The sequence below is a fragment of the Shewanella sp. KX20019 genome (assembly GCF_016757755.1).
Taxonomy (GTDB): Bacteria; Pseudomonadota; Gammaproteobacteria; order Enterobacterales; family Shewanellaceae; genus Shewanella.
The window spans coordinates 2,812,439-2,828,969 of the sequence record NZ_CP068437.1; the positions used below are offsets into that span (position 1 = coordinate 2,812,439).

The following is a 16,531-nucleotide window of genomic DNA, read 5'->3' on the forward strand; positions in this document are numbered from 1 at the left end:
TACCTGTTATCTTTATAATTTTATTTCAGCTTAGGTGCTTTGCCAGCCTTGTACATGGTTTGCCAGTTACAGCACTATAACAACATAATAAAACTACATTACTATTGAATGGACATACGTATATGAATACCTTAGAAAAGGTCCAAAAAAGCCTTACCCATTTTAGTAAATCTGAACGTAAAGTAGCCGAAGTTATCCTTTCTTCACCGCAAACGGCAATTCACTCTAGTATAGCTACACTGGCCAAAATGGCAGATGTCAGTGAACCGACGGTAAACCGTTTCTGCCGCCGTCTTGATACTAAGGGTTTCCCAGACTTTAAGTTGCACCTTGCCCAAAGCCTTGCTAATGGTACACCATATGTAAGCCGCCACGTAGAAGAGGACGATAGCCCAGACTCATATACTACAAAAATATTTGAGTCATCGATGGCATCGCTCGATACCGCGAGACAAAGCATAGATACCGCTGCAATTAACAAGGCTGTTGATGTTCTTACTCAAGCAAAGAAAATCTCTTTCTTTGGTCTTGGTGCATCAGCATCCGTTGCTCATGACGCCCAAAATAAATTTTTCCGCTTTAATGTTCCAGTCATCTGCTTTGACGATGTTCTTATGCAACGCATGAGTTGTATTAACAGCAATGAAGGTGACGTTGTGGTACTTATTTCACATACAGGCCGAACTAAGTCACTCATTGATATAGCAAAGCTGGCTAGAGAGAATGGCGCTGCCGTCATAGGTATCACCGCCCGTAACTCGCCTCTCTCTACCGTCTGTACACTGCCTGTAACGATGGAAGTCCCAGAAGACACAGATATGTACCTCCCTATGGCTTCACGTTTGGCACAGTTGGTTATAATTGATGTATTAGCGACAGGATTTACATTGCGAAGAGGTCCTCGATTCCGTGAAAACCTGAAGCGAGTTAAAGAAGTATTGAAAGAATCTAGAATAGACAAAGATCCCATTCTGTAAGTGGCTTTCGACATGACTTGGGACAGTTTAGCCATCGCTATACTGTCCTTTAGTCTAATAATGTTGCAATGGCTCACAAAATTAAAAACTTGAGATAGATCATTTTGTTCGTAATTTTACTACAATTAAGGGTATTGTCTGTTAATATAGTGTCAGAATTTTTTAAAACTTAACGGAGTATGTCATGTTCCGCAGAACCAAAATTGTAACAACTTTGGGCCCAGCCACTGATCGTGATGACAACCTACGCCGCATTATTGCTGCCGGCGCTAACGTTGTTCGCTTAAACTTCTCTCACGGTGTACCAGAAGATCACAAAAAACGCGCAGACGATACACGAGCTATTGCGAAAGAGCTCGGTGTACACGTTGCCGTACTTGGCGATCTACAAGGTCCTAAAATTCGTATTTCAACTTTTAAAGACAACAAAAAGGTACAGCTAACCTTAGGGCAAGCTTATACCTTAGATGGTGATCTTGGAAAAGGCGAAGGCGATGAGAATCAAGTGGGTATCGATTATAAAGAGCTACCAAAAGATGTCAGCCTAGGCGACATTCTGATGCTCGATGATGGTCGTGTTCAGTTACGAGTTGAAAAAGTAGACGGTAATAAAGTTCACACTATTGTTACTGTTGCTGGTCCTTTATCTAATAATAAAGGCATCAACAAGCAAGGCGGTGGTTTATCTGCTGCTGCGTTAACTGAAAAAGATAAGCGCGATATCATCACTGCAGCGGAGATTAAAGTTGATTATTTAGCAGTATCTTTCCCACGTAGTGGCGCTGACCTCAATTATGCACGTGATTTAGCACAAAAAGCCGGTAGTAACGCGCTGATAGTGTCTAAAGTTGAGCGTGCTGAAGCTGTAGTTTCTGATGAAGCTATGGATGACGTTATCATCGCATCAGATGCCGTTATGGTTGCACGTGGCGATCTGGGTGTTGAGATTGGTGATCCAGCACTTGTTGCTGTTCAAAAGAAACTGATTAGCCGCTCTCGTCAGCTTAATAAGCCAGTTATCACAGCGACTCAAATGATGGAGTCAATGATAACAAGCCCAATGCCAACTCGTGCTGAAGTCATGGACGTTGCAAACGCAGTGCTTGATGGAACTGACGCTGTGATGCTTTCAGCTGAAACCGCTGCCGGTGACTTCCCAGAAGAAACTGTTAAAGCGATGTCTGAAGTTTGTTTAGGTGCAGAGTTACACCCAAGTGTACAAGTATCGAAGCATAGACTTGATCAACAGTTCACCACAATTGAAGAGACTATTGCGCTTTCAACAATGTATGCTGCAAACCATTTAGATGGTGTTAAAGCAATTGTTGCATTGACAGAGTCTGGTGCTACGCCGCAAATGATGTCTCGTATCAGTTCAGCGCTACCGATTTTTGCGTTGTCACGTCATGAAGTGACTCTTGCTAAGATGGCACTTTACCGTGGAGTTCAACCTGTCTATTTTGATTCAACAGCTTATGCTCCTGAAGTAATTGCTCAAAAAGCCTTAGAAACCTTAACTGCTGCCGGTTACCTACAAAGTGGTGACATGGCGATGATGACTAAAGGTGATGCAATGGAAACTGTTGGTGGTACTAACACTAGCAAGGTTGTCATTGTAGCCTAGTTTATGACTCGTTTGAGTCTTAACAAAGCGCCTTAAATAAATGCATGTCAGTTAATTACTGGCATGCATTTTTTGTATCCTGCCTACATACTATCTCTTTAAGTCTCATCAAAAATCTTGTATCCCTCCTTTATCCACCGGTCAATCAATTTTGTTAATGGAGCGTGGGTGGAAGCTTTGACTTAATACTGTCGGCATAAAAAAATCCGCTGAATTAAATTCAACGGATTTTATGTCTAGCTGTATGCATCAATAATCTGCAATAGCTGAAAAAGGTATTTTACAGCCCCACAGTCCTTTATAGTACTTCGAAGTCATCCACATTTATCGCAGCCAATCGTAATTGATCCGCGTCACTCAGCTGTTGATGCTCTGCCTTATTGATTAAATCAAGCTCAAGAGCTGATTCAAACAATGTTTGCGGCTCAAGTTTCCGCGGCAAGCTCCCCTCTCTTTGTGCCTGCTTTAATCGCCTAAAGAGTACTTTGCACTCATGTTTGGCGATAAAGGCATTTTCTACCTCTGCTATTCCGCTTTTATCGTCTTTGATGTTAGGACACAAGAACGTCAATCTATCGCGAGCAGGACCTGGTGTGCTCATAGAATTGCACACCTCAATTGATAACTGATCATCAGGCAGGTTAAAGTGATTGCCTAGTGGGAAAATCATCACCCTCAGCAAGGCTGCCACTGCGCGGTTGGGGAAGTTACGAATCGCTTCATCGAGTGCTTTAGCTGCTAAATGTAATCGAGTTGCCATCACATGTTTAACCGTAGGCAGATCATCAAACTGGCGACCATTATCTTCAAACAACTTTAACGTTGCAGATGCTAAGTATAACTGGCTGAGTACATCACCCATTCTAGCACTCAACATCTCTTTACGTTTAAGATCCCCGCCTAACATCAACATCGACATATCCGTCATTATCGCTAATGCAGAAGATATACGTGTCATACTTTTATAGTACTGCTTTGTTTCGCCACTGACTGGAGACGCGGCAAACACACTCCCCGACAATGCGTGACTAAAAGCACTAAAGGCATTACGAGCTGCATAACCAATATGGCCCGTTAAAAGTGCATCAAATCGCTCAAGACCTGCAGGCTTATCTTCCATTCCCGCGGCTTCCATTTCCGCCAACACATAGGGGTGACAGCGTGTCGCTCCCTGACCAAAAATCATTAAACTGCGGGTCAGAATATTCGCGCCCTCTACCGTAATAGCTATGGGTTGCGCTATATAAGCATTCCCTAGATAATTTTTCGGACCTAATTGGATGCCCTTACCCGATTGAATATCCATAGCATCGTCCATGACTTGGCGACCCAACTCTGTCATATGATATTTGGCAATTGCGGTAACAATAGAGGGCTTTACGTTAAGATCGATTCCCGTCGTCGTTAATCGTCTTGCAGCTTCCAACTGGTAAGTATTACTAATGATCCGCGCTAACGCTTCTTGTACACCTTCAAACTGACCAATTGGCATACCAAATTGTTGTCTTACAGCACTGTAAGCCGTTGTGGATTTAGTCGCCATCTGCCCTAAAGCTGTAGAAAGCGCAGGTAATGAAATTCCCCGCCCAGCAGATAAACACTCAACCAGCATTCGCCAGCCACGGCCCGCGTACTGCGGCCCACCAATGATCCAATCTAGCGGAATAAAGACTTCCTTGCCGTGAGTAGTACCGTTCATAAAGGCCAAGTGTAATGGGTTATGACGACGGCCAATTTCAACACCAGGGTGATCAGTTGGGATCAGTGCACATGTGATACCTATATGCTTTTGCTCTCCAAGCAGTCCGTCTGGATCATACATCTGAAAAGCGAGTCCTAATACATCAGCCACAGGGGCAAGTGTTATATAGCGTTTATTCCAATTGAGCTTTAAACCTAAGGTTTCTTCACCATTAAACTCTTGGCGACAGACAATCCCACTATCAGGAATTGCACCAGCATCACTGCCAGCTTCAGGCCCAGTTAGAGCAAAACAAGGGATAGCCTGTCCGTCGGCTAGTTTCGGTAACCAAAAATCCTTTTGCTCCGTTGTACCGTAATGCGTTAGCAACTCCCCAGGGCCTAGAGAGTTAGGCACCATCACAGTAACAGCAGCACTCACACTTCTGCTGGCAATTTTACTCACTATCGTAGAGTTGGCATAAGCAGAAAAGGCACGACCACCGAACTTTTTGGGAATAATCAGGGCAAAAAAGCCCTCTTTCTTAAAGTACTGCCAAAGCTCCGGAGGAAGATCCTTGCGATTAGTCACGATGTCATAATCGTCAATCATAGCTAACGCCGTTTCGACTTGATTACCTATAAAATCTTGTTCTTCAGAAGTTAATGTCGGTTTACCGTAACTATGTAAGGTTTGCCAATTAGGTTTCCCCTTAAAAAGCTCTCCCTCCCACCAGACATCGCCCGCTTCCATTGCTTCTTTTTCGGTATCCGACAAAGGAGGCAGCACTTTCTTAAAAAAACTAAAAACAGGCCGCGTCACCAGCTGCATTCTAATGCTCTTCACACTAAATATGACCACGACAGCGACAATCAAGAGTACTAATAACGTAATAAACATAATTTCTACATTGCATCCTTGTTAACAGGAACCGATACCCCCGCCGATAGATAAGGGATAACTTTTCGAATAACCGCTTCTATATCATTGTGTTCGCCAAAATCTGCAGCAGCAATTTCAGTTAGTGCGTCTGCTGAAGCCATAGTGAAAACAACCGTACCTAAGGTAAAGTGTAAACGCCAAAACATCTCTGCGGGTGGAATATGTGGTGTACTCTCTCCAACGGCTTTAACAAATAAGCTTAGGTACTTGCCGTAATGGGTAGTTATAAACCAGCGCAGATGTCCTTGGCTTTCAATATAACCTCGTCCTAAAAGTTGCAAAAAGGTCGTTGTGCCTTCCGCCCTAACTTGATTAAGATCGAGCAATGGATTAACCAAGGTTGAAAATATATCATCTAGCGATGCATTCGCATCAGCATCGCGGACCGCTATAATAGCCTCGGCAGCAGTTGGCATAAAGACATCTAGATAACGTGCTAAAACCGCTCTTATCAACTCTTTTTTTGAGCCGAAATGGTAATTAACAGATGCTAGGTTTACTTCAGCCTTACTTGTGATTAGTCTAAGAGATGTTTCTGAAAAACCTCTCTCTGCAAATAGCTTTTCTGCTGCATCCAGTATTCTTGTTTTTGTATCGGAGCGATTTGCCATTCCGTTGCCTTTATTTATTCAATTTAAAACACTCGTTTAAATTAAACACTCGCTTGCTTTTTGTCAAACAAAAACCCTGTTTACCTTACATATGTACGCGATTTCCCCCATCTCAGCTTCATCACTATCAATCGGCAACAAAATAAGTAGAATAAGCAACACAAAAATAACAAGGGATTTTGACAGATGAACATGACCTTTACCAAGGTTTCTAAGTTATCCGCTTTAATTGCAATTTCACTCGGCGCGACAGCATGTACTAAGACTGAAGCGGTCAGCACACCTGCTGTTGATAAAACACTTGAAGCGCAACAGTTTATAGCTGATGCCGAAGCACAAATGGCCGACTTATCAATAGAGAGCAATCGTTCAGAGTGGATTTATAGTAACTTTATCACCGAAGATACAGCTGCACTATCAGCCAGTGTTTCAGAGAAGTACACAGGTACATCTGTAAAGCTCGCGACACAGTCAGCTCAGTACGCTGACCTACCGTTAAACGACGCTGATAAAAGAAAGCTAAACATTCTACGCAGTTCTATTGTGCTTCCAGCACCTTTGGATCCAGCAAAAAATGCCGAATTAGCCAATATTAGTTCAAAATTGAATGGCCTATACGGTAAAGGAAAGTATTGTTTCGAAGACGGACGTTGTTTAACCCAGCCCGAGCTATCGGCGATTATGGGCGAATCAAACAACCCAGAGGAGTTGCTTGAAGTGTGGCAAGGGTGGCGTGAAATTGCAAAACCTATGCGACCTCTGTTTGAACGAGAAGTAGAACTCGCTAACGAAGGAGCTCAAGATCTTGGTTATGCCAATCTATCTGAATTATGGCGCAGCCAATATGATATGAAGCCCGACGAGTTTTCAAATGAACTAGATCGCCTTTGGGGACAAGTTAAGCCACTTTATGACTCACTACATTGCTATGTTCGCGGCGAGCTTAACGAACAATATGGCGAATCGGTAGCGCCAGCATCAGGGCCGATCCCTGCTCACCTTTTAGGCAACATGTGGGCACAAAGCTGGGGCAATGTTTATGATCAAGTAGCGCCTGAAGACGCAGATCCAGGCTACGATGTCACAGAGTTACTCGCAAAACATAACTTTGATGAAATTAAGATGGTTAAACAAGCCGAAGGCTTTTTTACCTCGTTAGGTTTTGATGAATTACCTGATACTTTTTGGAAACGTTCTCTTTTCGTTCAACCAGAGGATCGTGATGTAGTTTGTCACGCTTCAGCATGGGATCTGGATAATCTCGACGATATACGCATAAAGATGTGTATCCAAAAGACAGCTGAAGACTTTACCGTGATTCATCATGAACTCGGACACAACTTCTATCAACGCGCCTATAAAGAGCAACCCTTTATCTTTAAAAACAGTGCTAATGACGGCTTTCATGAAGCCATTGGTGACACTGTTGCTCTATCAATCACGCCAAACTACTTAAAGCAGATTGGTCTACTTGACGAAGTACCTGATGCCTCAAAAGATATAGGTTTACTTTTAAAACAAGCGTTGGATAAGGTTGCGTTCTTACCCTTCGGATTAATGATCGATCAATGGCGCTGGAAGGTATTTAGTGGCGAGATCACACCAGAGCAATATAACCAAGCTTGGTGGGAATTACGCGAAAAATACCAAGGTGTAAAAGCCCCAATCGCCCGTAGTGAAAGTGACTTCGATCCAGGTGCTAAATATCATGTACCTGGTAATGTGCCTTATACACGCTATTTCTTAGCCCATATACTGCAGTTCCAATTCCATAAAGCACTCTGTGAAGTTGCTGGTGATACAGGTCCAGTTCATCGCTGTAGTATTTATGGTAATAAAGAAGCTGGCGCGAAGCTAAATACCATGCTCGAGATGGGACAAAGCAAGCCTTGGCCTGAAGCGTTAGCCGCGGTTACAGGCACCAAAGAGATGGATGCCAAAGCCGTACTTGATTATTTTGCTCCACTGCAAAGCTGGTTGGATCAACAAAATAAAACAGCTAACCGCCAATGCGGATGGTAAACTTTATCTAGCACTGTTTGTATTCGTTTTAGCCGAGTAAATAGAAGCCATTTTTCTCAAAGGGAAAGTGGCTTTTCTATTTTTATACAGCTTAATCAGTCTACCGACTTAAGCTTGAACTCGCTAACAACATACAGTGCTTAAACCAATGCCACTAAAGAGTTGTTCCAAAAACCGTAGTTAACAAGAAAATTTGTGAAGTAATCGCTAGTTTTACACATCTTGTAAAGATCTAATTCTTTAGTTCAATAAGGCTGTCTATTATAGTGATAGTAGGAATTATTTTTTGAAGTCATACATGTTTAAAAAAGCAACTCATCGTTTAACACTAGCAGTTTGTCTGTACTTGGCAGCGATGCATTTAGCCTTCGCCAATGATAACGAAGCGTTAAACGAACTTTATACTCATTTTAACGAAGCATTTAACGAGTTAGATGTCAGTAGAATCCAATCTATTTATTCGGAAGACGCCTGCTATATTCCTGAAAGCCAAGGCGAAGAGATTACGGTGGGACGAGACAATATTGTTGCGCTTTACAAAACTTTTTTTGGAAAAATACAACATAAAAAAGCCAAAATAGAAGTGGACTTTAGAGTCATCGAAAGAAATATTGAAGGCACAAGTGCAACAGATATCGGCTACTATCTGATCCGTTTTCACCCATCGGTTGATGCCGGTGAGCCTGTTAGTGAATTTGCAGGAAAATTTGTCACTGTGTCTAAAAAGAAAGCAAACGGTAAATGGTACTTAACGGTAGATACTAATAACCGTGCTGAAGCTGCATTTTATTTTAATGCTAAACCCTCTTTAAACCTTTATTATGGTCGTCAATTTTCAGCGATAAATAGCTACGTAAAGCCCAAAATTCATGATGAACCCGAACATTGATCCCACAAGACCTTGCCCTTGTTGCTCACTTAAGACCTATAACGATTGCTGCCAACCACTGCACTTGGGTGTCAAAGCACTAAATCCTGAACAATTAATGCGCTCACGCTTTAGTGCTTTCTATTTAGGGTTGTTTGCGTACCTCATTGACACTCACCATAAAAATTATCTATTTGACTTAACGCAACAAACGTTAAGTGATGGTCCACAACCACATTGGTTAACGTTAGATGTCATTTCATCTAACGTCATTGGTGACCAAGGTACTGTTACCTTCCAAGCGTGGTTCAGAGACAACAAGAGCAACGCCCTTGATGCGATACATGAATACTCTAATTTTATAAAGGAAAATGGTCGCTGGTATTACACCGATGGCGTACAGAAAGATCCTGTTTATCCCAAGAGAAATGCATTGTGTGTTTGCGGTAGCAGCAAGAAGTTTAAGCAGTGTTGCTTGTAACCTTGTCAAAGCGAGTTTTACAGTAGATTGCCCCTAATGCACTAACACCGACTTTTCTAAAAATTCGCCGAACTCGGAGACTCGTAATGCAGGGCTGTATAAAAAGCCTTGGGCTTGATGGCAAAGGTGATCGGCTAAGAACAGTTCCTGCTCTTTTGTTTCAACTCCTTCAGCAGTGAGTGAAATATTCAATGCTGAGGCCATTGCTATAATTGCACTCACAATTTCTCGGCTTTCGTGGCTAATAGATAGATCAGAAATGAATGAACGATCAATTTTGAGTTTAGTGATTGGGAACTGTTTTAAATAGCGCATTGAGCTATAGCCAGTACCGAAATCATCAATCGCTAAACCGACACCCAACTCAGCTAATTCATTACATAAATTGGTTGCTGAACGAATATCTTCCATCAATTCTGTTTCTGTAATTTCAAGTATTAAACTGTGTGGTTTCAGTCGGTAACGGCCTATCAACTCCCAGACTTGCTCAAACAGCGTCCCCCCAAAAAACTGCCTTGCTGATACATTAACGTGCATTGATATATCTATTTGACGATGTTGCCATAAGTTAAGTTGTTTACAAGCCGCTTCTAATACCCATGAGCCAATATCCGTGATCAGACCGGTTTGTTCTGCAATATCGATAAAAGCCCCTGGATATAACACGCCTTTTTTAGGATGGTGCCATCGAATAAGTGCTTCTGCGCCGATGTAAGCTTGTTTTTTCAAATCTTTTAATGGTTGATAGTAAAGTTCGAACTGGCGGCCTTTTATTGCCACCGCCAAATCTCGCTCTATCTGTGCATCATCCTTAAACGCATTAAGTAATGCAGAGTTAAAAACTTGAATGGCATTACCTTGTTTATTTTTTGCATACTGCAGCGCAATATCAGCGCAAGTAAGTGCAGGGAAAAGCTGTTCAATAGAGGCAATATCGACGCAAGCTAAAGCGGGTTTGGGTTCTATTTGCTCAATTCCGATGCTGACAGGAAGTTCAACTTGACTATATAGCCGTTCAATCAACCCATTAGTGACATTAGCGTCCTGTGACGCTGAAATTAATACAGCAAATTCATCACTGCCTATGCGAGCTATCTCTGCAATCTGATTGATTTCTGCAAAATGCCGGATCCGTCTTGCAACTTCAACTAACATTAGGTCGCCATTTGCATGACCATAGGTATCATTAAAGCGTTTAAAACCACGAAGGTCTATCAGGACAAGGTGTCCCTCTTTGGTTTTATCAAGCACTTTACCAAAGTGAATTCGATTATATAATCCCGTTAAACTACAGCGCCAAGCCAACCTTTCTAATTCTCTCTGATGCAGATGCTGTTCGGTGCAGTTATCGGCGTTAATTAGCGCAAAGTGATTGCCCCTTTCTGAGATAAACCGCTTTACGCTGAGCCGAACCCAATAATCAGACCCATCACGACGAACAAGTTTAATCTCCTCTTCAATGCTATCGCCAGCTCTTGCTTTTACAAGCAAACTTTCAGCTTTTTCTGGGAACTGTTTAAAGAACTCTAAAGTCTGAACCGGGCGCCCAACAACTTGATCTTTGGAGATGTTAGTTAACTCAAAATGTGCCTGATTGACATATTCAATATTGGCAGACGCAAGGTTCACTACCATCATGATCTGGTCAGACTGCTCAGTTGCTGACAGAAATAACTTTAACCGTTCATCTTTATCATAAGAGTATTTGGTGGCTAATGTCAGCGCGAGTTGGTCTGCAACTTGAGAGGCCAGTTGGATTTCCGAGTCCTGCCATGCGGAAATCTCTGCATTACGCTCTAAACTCAATACCCCCTCAAGATGACCATTGATCCTTATCGCCACCTCTAAAGCAGCTTTGACTCCATGTTGCTGATAATATTCAATGAGCTCAATAAGGCGACTATCTTTAATACAATCATCAGAAACTACGTGTCTGTTAACTCTAAGTTCTTCAACAAAAATTGGACTAGCTGATGGCTGAGGACGGGATTTGTGTTCTATGTTGAGCGCGATCACTGGTTCATTACAGACTAGCTCTAAGATATTGCTTTCTTCACTTAAACCAGAAATAACAACGCGAGATACATCGAGTTGTTCAAAAAGCAATTCAGCAGACATTTTGGCAGTAGCGTGAAAGTCACCCTCTTGCTTTACTGCAGAGTTAACAATTTGTTCTAACAGTTTCTGGTATCTATGTTTCTTCACTCGATGTCCTAAAGAATGGTAAGCAAAATGGCTTACCAAGTGGGTCATGTATTTAACTCAGACCTGACAATAATTTTTTATAGCAAAGAAGATACCGAAAAACAGTAAATCCAGCAAGAAATACCACGCTTTGTTACAAACTATTCTCCAACTGAAAAATCATCTTTTCTGCGCTAAATGAGAAGGTTAGTGCTAACTTAATATCGTCGCCAGCCCTTGTTACTTCACTCGTAACATCAGCAAATCGATTACTTGCTTTCGTGGCGACTTCTGTTGCTAATTTAACGGCATCTTCACCAGATAACATTAACTCTAAAACAGTGTCATGTTCATCAATTACGGCACCAACATCAACAAAACTACCACAATCATTACACGTATCATTAACTAAATCGGATTGTGCTTTTTGAATATTTTTCATGTTAAGTCTCTTTTCTACACGAGGTATATGTAAACATTATATATCAGCTTAACAAGCAACAAAGGGATCATTCTCAAGCTTGAGCAATTAATTCACTCATTTGACGTTGCATAACCAGTTGGTCAACAAAATGGTGCAGTTTTACAGGCTGTTCAGTGGTGATATTTTGATGTCGAAGACGTGTGTTTATCTCGCAGTTTGCAAGGACATCTTCCATCTCTAATGCTTCCTTACGTCGGATAACGAGCGCTTCTTCATGAATAGCATTGGCGAGCCTGAAACAACTATTGCCGCCGTTTTGGAATGAAGAACTGTTATTTATCACAGGTAAGCCACTGTGGAGTTGGTTTAAAAGTGGTTGACTGTCACCTAGGTTAAATTTGCTGCGCAGATCCACATCTTTAAATTCAGGCGTTTGGAATTGTGCCATGTCGCGTGCATCGGCAGATAGCATAGATAGCAATAATGCAAACTCGCCACGACGATTTGACTCAACAGCACCGTTAAGACGTGAGCCTAACTGTAATTCGTTAACCAAAGGGCTAATTGCTTGCATAATACTCTATTTGCATAAAAAAAAACCTACAAAACAACCTGTTGATATGTAATCGACCACTTAAGCAAATACTTTAGACATTATTTCAAATTTAAGCTTTACACAGGAAAAAAATCTGACTACTATTGCCGCCGCAATTGAGGAGGGGTTCCCGAGTGGCCAAAGGGATCAGACTGTAAATCTGACGGCTCAGCCTTCGAAGGTTCGAATCCTTCTCCCTCCACCATTTGCACACAATTTAATAGAAAGATATTCGTGGAGGGGTTCCCGAGTGGCCAAAGGGATCAGACTGTAAATCTGACGGCTCAGCCTTCGAAGGTTCGAATCCTTCTCCCTCCACCATTTCTATCTAGAATTTGTGTTATAAGTGTAAACCGCAGTAGGCCAATATTGTGGGCAAGATGAAAGTAAAATGTGGAGGGGTTCCCGAGTGGCCAAAGGGATCAGACTGTAAATCTGACGGCTCAGCCTTCGAAGGTTCGAATCCTTCTCCCTCCACCACTTTACTTCAAAGATAGTGTTATAAGTATTAACCACAGTAGGCCAATATTGTGGGCAAGATGAAGTAAGAAAATGTGGAGGGGTTCCCGAGTGGCCAAAGGGATCAGACTGTAAATCTGACGGCTCAGCCTTCGAAGGTTCGAATCCTTCTCCCTCCACCACTTCTTATTTATCGACTTCAAACTAGATATCCGATATCTCTACAGATCTCCTTTCCAACAAAATATCCTTCGTCAAACTTTAATCATAAAGTTAATCAAATACATTCAAAATGTTACTCAGATCCTTTTCTAAATAATCGCCGTGGTTTCTGCTACCAATCTGCCATTAATTTCACTATGATTTAACTTTATTATTATCTGCTAAGGCCTTAATGTGACCAACTCTTGGGTAAATCAAGCCATTGAAAAAATTGAAGCTGACTTTCAACGAAGTGCTGACACTCATCTTATAAAGCTAGATACCCCGAGTTTGAACGGCGTAGATATTTACCTTAAAGATGAAAGTACTCACCCAACAGGTAGTTTAAAGCACCGTCTAGCCCGCTCTCTTTTTCTCTATGCTTTGTGTAATGGTTGGATTAAAGAGAACACCACGGTGATAGAATCATCTTCGGGCAGTACTGCGGTTTCTGAAGCCTATTTTGCACGTTTACTTGGATTGCCATTTATAGCAGTAATGCCAAGCAGTACCGCGAAGAAAAAAATTCAACAAATAGAATTTTACGGTGGCCAATGCCACTTTGTCGATCACTCCTGTAAAATCTATGCTGAATCAGAACGATTAGCACTGGAACTCAATGGCCATTATATGGACCAGTTTACTTATGCTGAACGTGCCACAGATTGGCGCGGCAATAATAATATTGCCAACTCTATTTTTAACCAGATGGAAAAAGAACAACACGCTATTCCTACATGGATAGTCATGAGCCCTGGCACGGGCGGCACCTCAGCCACTATTGGCCGTTATATCCGCTACCAACGATTAGCCACTAAACTCTGCGTGGTAGACCCTGAGAACTCGGTATTTTTTGACTATTTTAAGACAGGTGACCACAAAATTACTTGTGTTAATGGCAGTAAAATTGAAGGTATTGGTCGTCCAAGAGTGGAACCGTCATTCATTCCAGGAGTGGTCGATGAGATGCGTAAAATTCCTGATGCTGCCTCTATCGCAACCATTAATTGGTTAGAAAGAATCATTGGCCGCAAGACGGGCCCATCTACTGGCACCAATTTATATGGTGCGCTACAGCTAGCCTCTGAAATGGCAGCAAAGGGGCAAACGGGTTCTATCGTCACCCTTATCTGTGACTCCGGTGAGCGCTATCTAGATACTTATTACCATACAGAGTGGATACAATCTAATATTGGTGATTTAACGCCATACAAGGCTGCTCTGAAGCAATTTGGTGAGACTGGCGTGCTAGTTTGCCCCTCTAAAGACTAATTTGTTAGTCATTCAAAAAAGCCCTTGTGGGATCACTCTCACAGGGGCTTTTTCGTTTAAATTGATTAGCGGAACAATATCTAATCAATATCTAGGTATTTATGAGTCTGTATCGATAAACGCCAATTACGTTCGATACATGTTTTCATCGCCAACTCTGTTGCTCTTGGCTTTTGGCTAATCGGTTGTAGGCATACGGTTTTGCCTGTTAAGTCGATATTAGTCAACAGTTGGTCAAGCTCTTCAATGTGGTTGTTGGTCGCAACGGGATGCTTTATCTCATTAGCCCGCTTGAGTGCTTGCTCTAATACCTTGTAGCCGCCTTTCATGTTAATTTTGGGCGAGACGGTCACCCAAGTATCCTTGTCACACACCACAGCAAATGTACCACTGGTTTCGATCTGCGTCTGATAACCATTGTCATGTAAATATGCCGTTAAATTAGACAAGTCATATAGACAGGGTTCACCACCCGTTATCACAATGTGCTTTGCGGTAAAGCCTTTTTGTTTAAAAGCATTGACCAGCTGCTCGCTTGTAAGATCAGACCAGCGACCTATGGTGCCGTCTACTTGGATCACCAACTCAGGTTTAACCCTATTACCCTCATCCAACTCCCAAGTATGTTTGGTATCGCACCATGCACAGCCAACAGGACAACCTTGAAGCCTCACAAAGATAGCTGGCACACCGGTAAAATAGCCTTCACCTTGTATCGTTTCAAACACTTCATTGACTGGATAGTTCATCTAACTTACCTCGTGATTAGCAGGGCGGCATTTATAGAGGATTTTTAAGTGACTCGCAAGTAGTTTAAAAGCATTCCATGCTGCGTTAAACTGTCACTTCTCATTTTAAATTTAAATTGAAGTCCTATTATGTCTATAGCTGTTGTCGTTTTTAGTGGTGGTCAAGATTCTACTACCTGTCTTATTCAAGCTCTCACCCAATATGATGAGGTTCACACTGTCACCTTTGACTATGGGCAACGACATAGCCAAGAGATAGAGATTGCACAGGGCTTGTCCAAGCAACTTGGAGCCGTCAGCCATAAAATTCTAGACGTTGGGATCCTAAACGAGTTAACGGTTAGCGCCCTAACACGTGACATACCGATCGAAGAGAATAAAGACACTAATTCGATTCCAAACACATTTGTACCTGGCCGCAATATTTTATTTCTTACCCTTGCTGGGATCTACGCCTATCAGCTTGGTGCTGACGTGATTATAACCGGCGTATGTGAGACAGACTTCTCCGGTTATCCTGATTGTAGAAATGAGTTTATCAAATCAATGCAAACCGCATTGATGCAGGGAATGGATAAACAATTAACGATCAGCACGCCTTTAATGTGGCTTGATAAAGCCGAAACTTGGGCCTTAGCTGATAAATACGATAGCTTAGCGTTAGTTCGCCATCAAACGTTGACTTGCTATAACGGTCTTAAAGGCGACGGTTGTGGTACTTGCCCGGCGTGCTTATTACGTCAACGTGGCTTAGATGAATATTTAGCAAACCCAAAAGGGATCCAAACACAATTAGCAGCTAAATGCCCCCAATAACCACCATGGCAAAAAGCCCCTATATTGTCGCTGCCATCATAAGCGTTATTTGTATTGTCCTTTTCTATTTGGGCTTAGATGACCTATTAGCCTATCGACGCGAACTGATTATTGACGGCCAGTGGTGGCGCTTATTCAGTGGTAATTTCCTGCACACTAATGCATGGCATTTGCTTATGAATTTGGCCGGGTTGTGGGTCATATTGTTACTGCATGAGCAACACTATAGTGCCAAATCACTATTGATTTTAGGCGTTGCTTTAAGCCTAATGCAGGGTACCGGGCTGCTAATGTTTTTCCCTGAAACAAAAGGATATGTTGGTCTCAGTGGCATGCTACACGGCTTATTTGTTTATGGCGCTGTATTTGATATCACTAAAGGGTTGAAAACCGGTTACCTGCTAACGCTCGGCGTAGTTTTAAAAGTTATCTATGAGCAGACATTTGGTGCGAGTAGCGAAGTCACTGCACTAATCGGCGCTAGAGTAGCAACAGAAGCACATCTTGTAGGGCTTGTTAGCGGGTTTATCTGTTTAGCCGCTGTTTATGCTGTGAAAAAGTTTAAACGTTGACCGTAAAAAATAGGAGACCATGGTCTCCTATTTTTCGCTGTGGATATGTTGAT

General features: G+C 42.2%; 14 protein-coding genes and 4 tRNA genes. 12 read left to right on the forward strand and 6 right to left on the reverse strand.

Annotated elements, in window-relative coordinates; genetic code table 11:
• The first annotated feature begins 122 nt into the window (after window positions 1-122).
• Together JK628_RS12290 and pyk are read left to right on the forward strand one after the other, a co-directional pair.
• Window positions 123-977, forward strand: a complete 855-nt coding sequence (locus tag JK628_RS12290) for a MurR/RpiR family transcriptional regulator (RefSeq protein ID WP_202284842.1) — start codon at window positions 123-125, stop codon at window positions 975-977.
• Between the two features lie 184 nt (window positions 978-1,161).
• Entirely contained in the window at window positions 1,162-2,601 is a 1,440-nt protein-coding gene (gene pyk / locus JK628_RS12295) for a pyruvate kinase (RefSeq protein ID WP_202284844.1), read from the forward strand.
• Window positions 2,602-2,899: 298 nt separating this feature from the next.
• On the opposite strand, the gene JK628_RS12300 is transcribed toward pyk, so the two are convergent.
• Window positions 2,900-5,182 (reverse strand): acyl-CoA dehydrogenase, encoded by a 2,283-nt coding sequence (locus JK628_RS12300; RefSeq protein ID WP_202284846.1) that lies wholly within the window; start codon window positions 5,180-5,182, stop codon window positions 2,900-2,902.
• Window positions 5,183-5,187: 5 nt separating this feature from the next.
• Window positions 5,188-5,835 (reverse strand): TetR/AcrR family transcriptional regulator, encoded by a 648-nt coding sequence (locus JK628_RS12305; RefSeq protein ID WP_202284848.1) that lies wholly within the window; start codon window positions 5,833-5,835, stop codon window positions 5,188-5,190.
• A 186-nt stretch (window positions 5,836-6,021) separates the two neighbouring features.
• On the opposite strand from JK628_RS12305, the gene JK628_RS12310 reads away from it, so the two are divergent.
• From JK628_RS12310 to JK628_RS12320, 3 genes are all read left to right on the forward strand, one after another.
• Window positions 6,022-7,857: a M2 family metallopeptidase gene (locus JK628_RS12310; protein WP_202284850.1), complete on the forward strand. Its 1,836-nt coding sequence runs from the start codon at window positions 6,022-6,024 to the stop codon at window positions 7,855-7,857.
• Between the two features lie 298 nt (window positions 7,858-8,155).
• Window positions 8,156-8,746, forward strand: coding sequence for a YybH family protein (locus JK628_RS12315; RefSeq protein ID WP_202284852.1), 591 nt, complete (start codon window positions 8,156-8,158; stop codon window positions 8,744-8,746).
• Window positions 8,727-9,206, forward strand: a complete 480-nt coding sequence (locus JK628_RS12320) for a YchJ family protein (RefSeq protein ID WP_237524007.1) — start codon at window positions 8,727-8,729, stop codon at window positions 9,204-9,206. The genes JK628_RS12315 and JK628_RS12320 overlap by 20 nt, the downstream gene beginning before the upstream one ends.
• Before the next feature lie 33 nt (window positions 9,207-9,239).
• Here the strand turns inward: JK628_RS12320 and JK628_RS12325 are convergent, their stop codons facing one another.
• The 3 genes from JK628_RS12325 to JK628_RS12335 form a co-directional block, all read right to left on the reverse strand.
• Window positions 9,240-11,411, reverse strand: a complete 2,172-nt coding sequence (locus JK628_RS12325; protein WP_202284854.1) for a putative bifunctional diguanylate cyclase/phosphodiesterase — start codon at window positions 11,409-11,411, stop codon at window positions 9,240-9,242.
• 133 nt (window positions 11,412-11,544) lie between these two features.
• Window positions 11,545-11,832 (reverse strand): DUF406 family protein, encoded by a 288-nt coding sequence (locus tag JK628_RS12330; RefSeq protein ID WP_202284856.1) that lies wholly within the window; start codon window positions 11,830-11,832, stop codon window positions 11,545-11,547.
• Between the two features lie 73 nt (window positions 11,833-11,905).
• Window positions 11,906-12,388: a VC2046/SO_2500 family protein gene (locus JK628_RS12335; protein WP_202284858.1), complete on the reverse strand. Its 483-nt coding sequence runs from the start codon at window positions 12,386-12,388 to the stop codon at window positions 11,906-11,908.
• Window positions 12,389-12,529: 141 nt separating this feature from the next.
• Here JK628_RS12335 and JK628_RS12340 point away from each other — a divergent pair.
• The 5 genes from JK628_RS12340 to JK628_RS12360 all read left to right on the forward strand — a co-directional run bounded on the left by JK628_RS12340 (window position 12,530) and on the right by JK628_RS12360 (window position 14,341).
• Window positions 12,530-12,614, forward strand: a tRNA-Tyr gene (locus tag JK628_RS12340).
• A gap of 31 nt (window positions 12,615-12,645) precedes the next feature.
• Window positions 12,646-12,730: transfer RNA gene (locus tag JK628_RS12345), tRNA-Tyr, on the forward strand.
• A gap of 74 nt (window positions 12,731-12,804) precedes the next feature.
• A tRNA-Tyr gene (locus JK628_RS12350) sits at window positions 12,805-12,889 on the forward strand.
• A 76-nt stretch (window positions 12,890-12,965) separates the two neighbouring features.
• Window positions 12,966-13,050 (forward strand) — tRNA-Tyr (locus tag JK628_RS12355).
• 214 nt (window positions 13,051-13,264) lie between these two features.
• Entirely contained in the window at window positions 13,265-14,341 is a 1,077-nt protein-coding gene (locus tag JK628_RS12360) for a PLP-dependent cysteine synthase family protein (RefSeq protein ID WP_202284860.1), read from the forward strand.
• 80 nt (window positions 14,342-14,421) lie between these two features.
• On the opposite strand, the gene queE is transcribed toward JK628_RS12360, so the two are convergent.
• Window positions 14,422-15,090 (reverse strand): 7-carboxy-7-deazaguanine synthase QueE, encoded by a 669-nt coding sequence (gene queE, locus JK628_RS12365; RefSeq protein ID WP_202284862.1) that lies wholly within the window; start codon window positions 15,088-15,090, stop codon window positions 14,422-14,424.
• A gap of 129 nt (window positions 15,091-15,219) precedes the next feature.
• Here queE and queC point away from each other — a divergent pair, with 129 nt between their 5' ends.
• Together queC and rrtA are read left to right on the forward strand one after the other, a co-directional pair.
• Window positions 15,220-15,906: a 7-cyano-7-deazaguanine synthase QueC gene (gene queC / locus JK628_RS12370; RefSeq protein ID WP_202284864.1), complete on the forward strand. Its 687-nt coding sequence runs from the start codon at window positions 15,220-15,222 to the stop codon at window positions 15,904-15,906.
• Between the two features lie 5 nt (window positions 15,907-15,911).
• Window positions 15,912-16,478, forward strand: coding sequence for a rhombosortase (gene rrtA / locus JK628_RS12375; RefSeq protein WP_202289807.1), 567 nt, complete (start codon window positions 15,912-15,914; stop codon window positions 16,476-16,478).
• Window positions 16,479-16,531 lie beyond the last annotated feature (53 nt).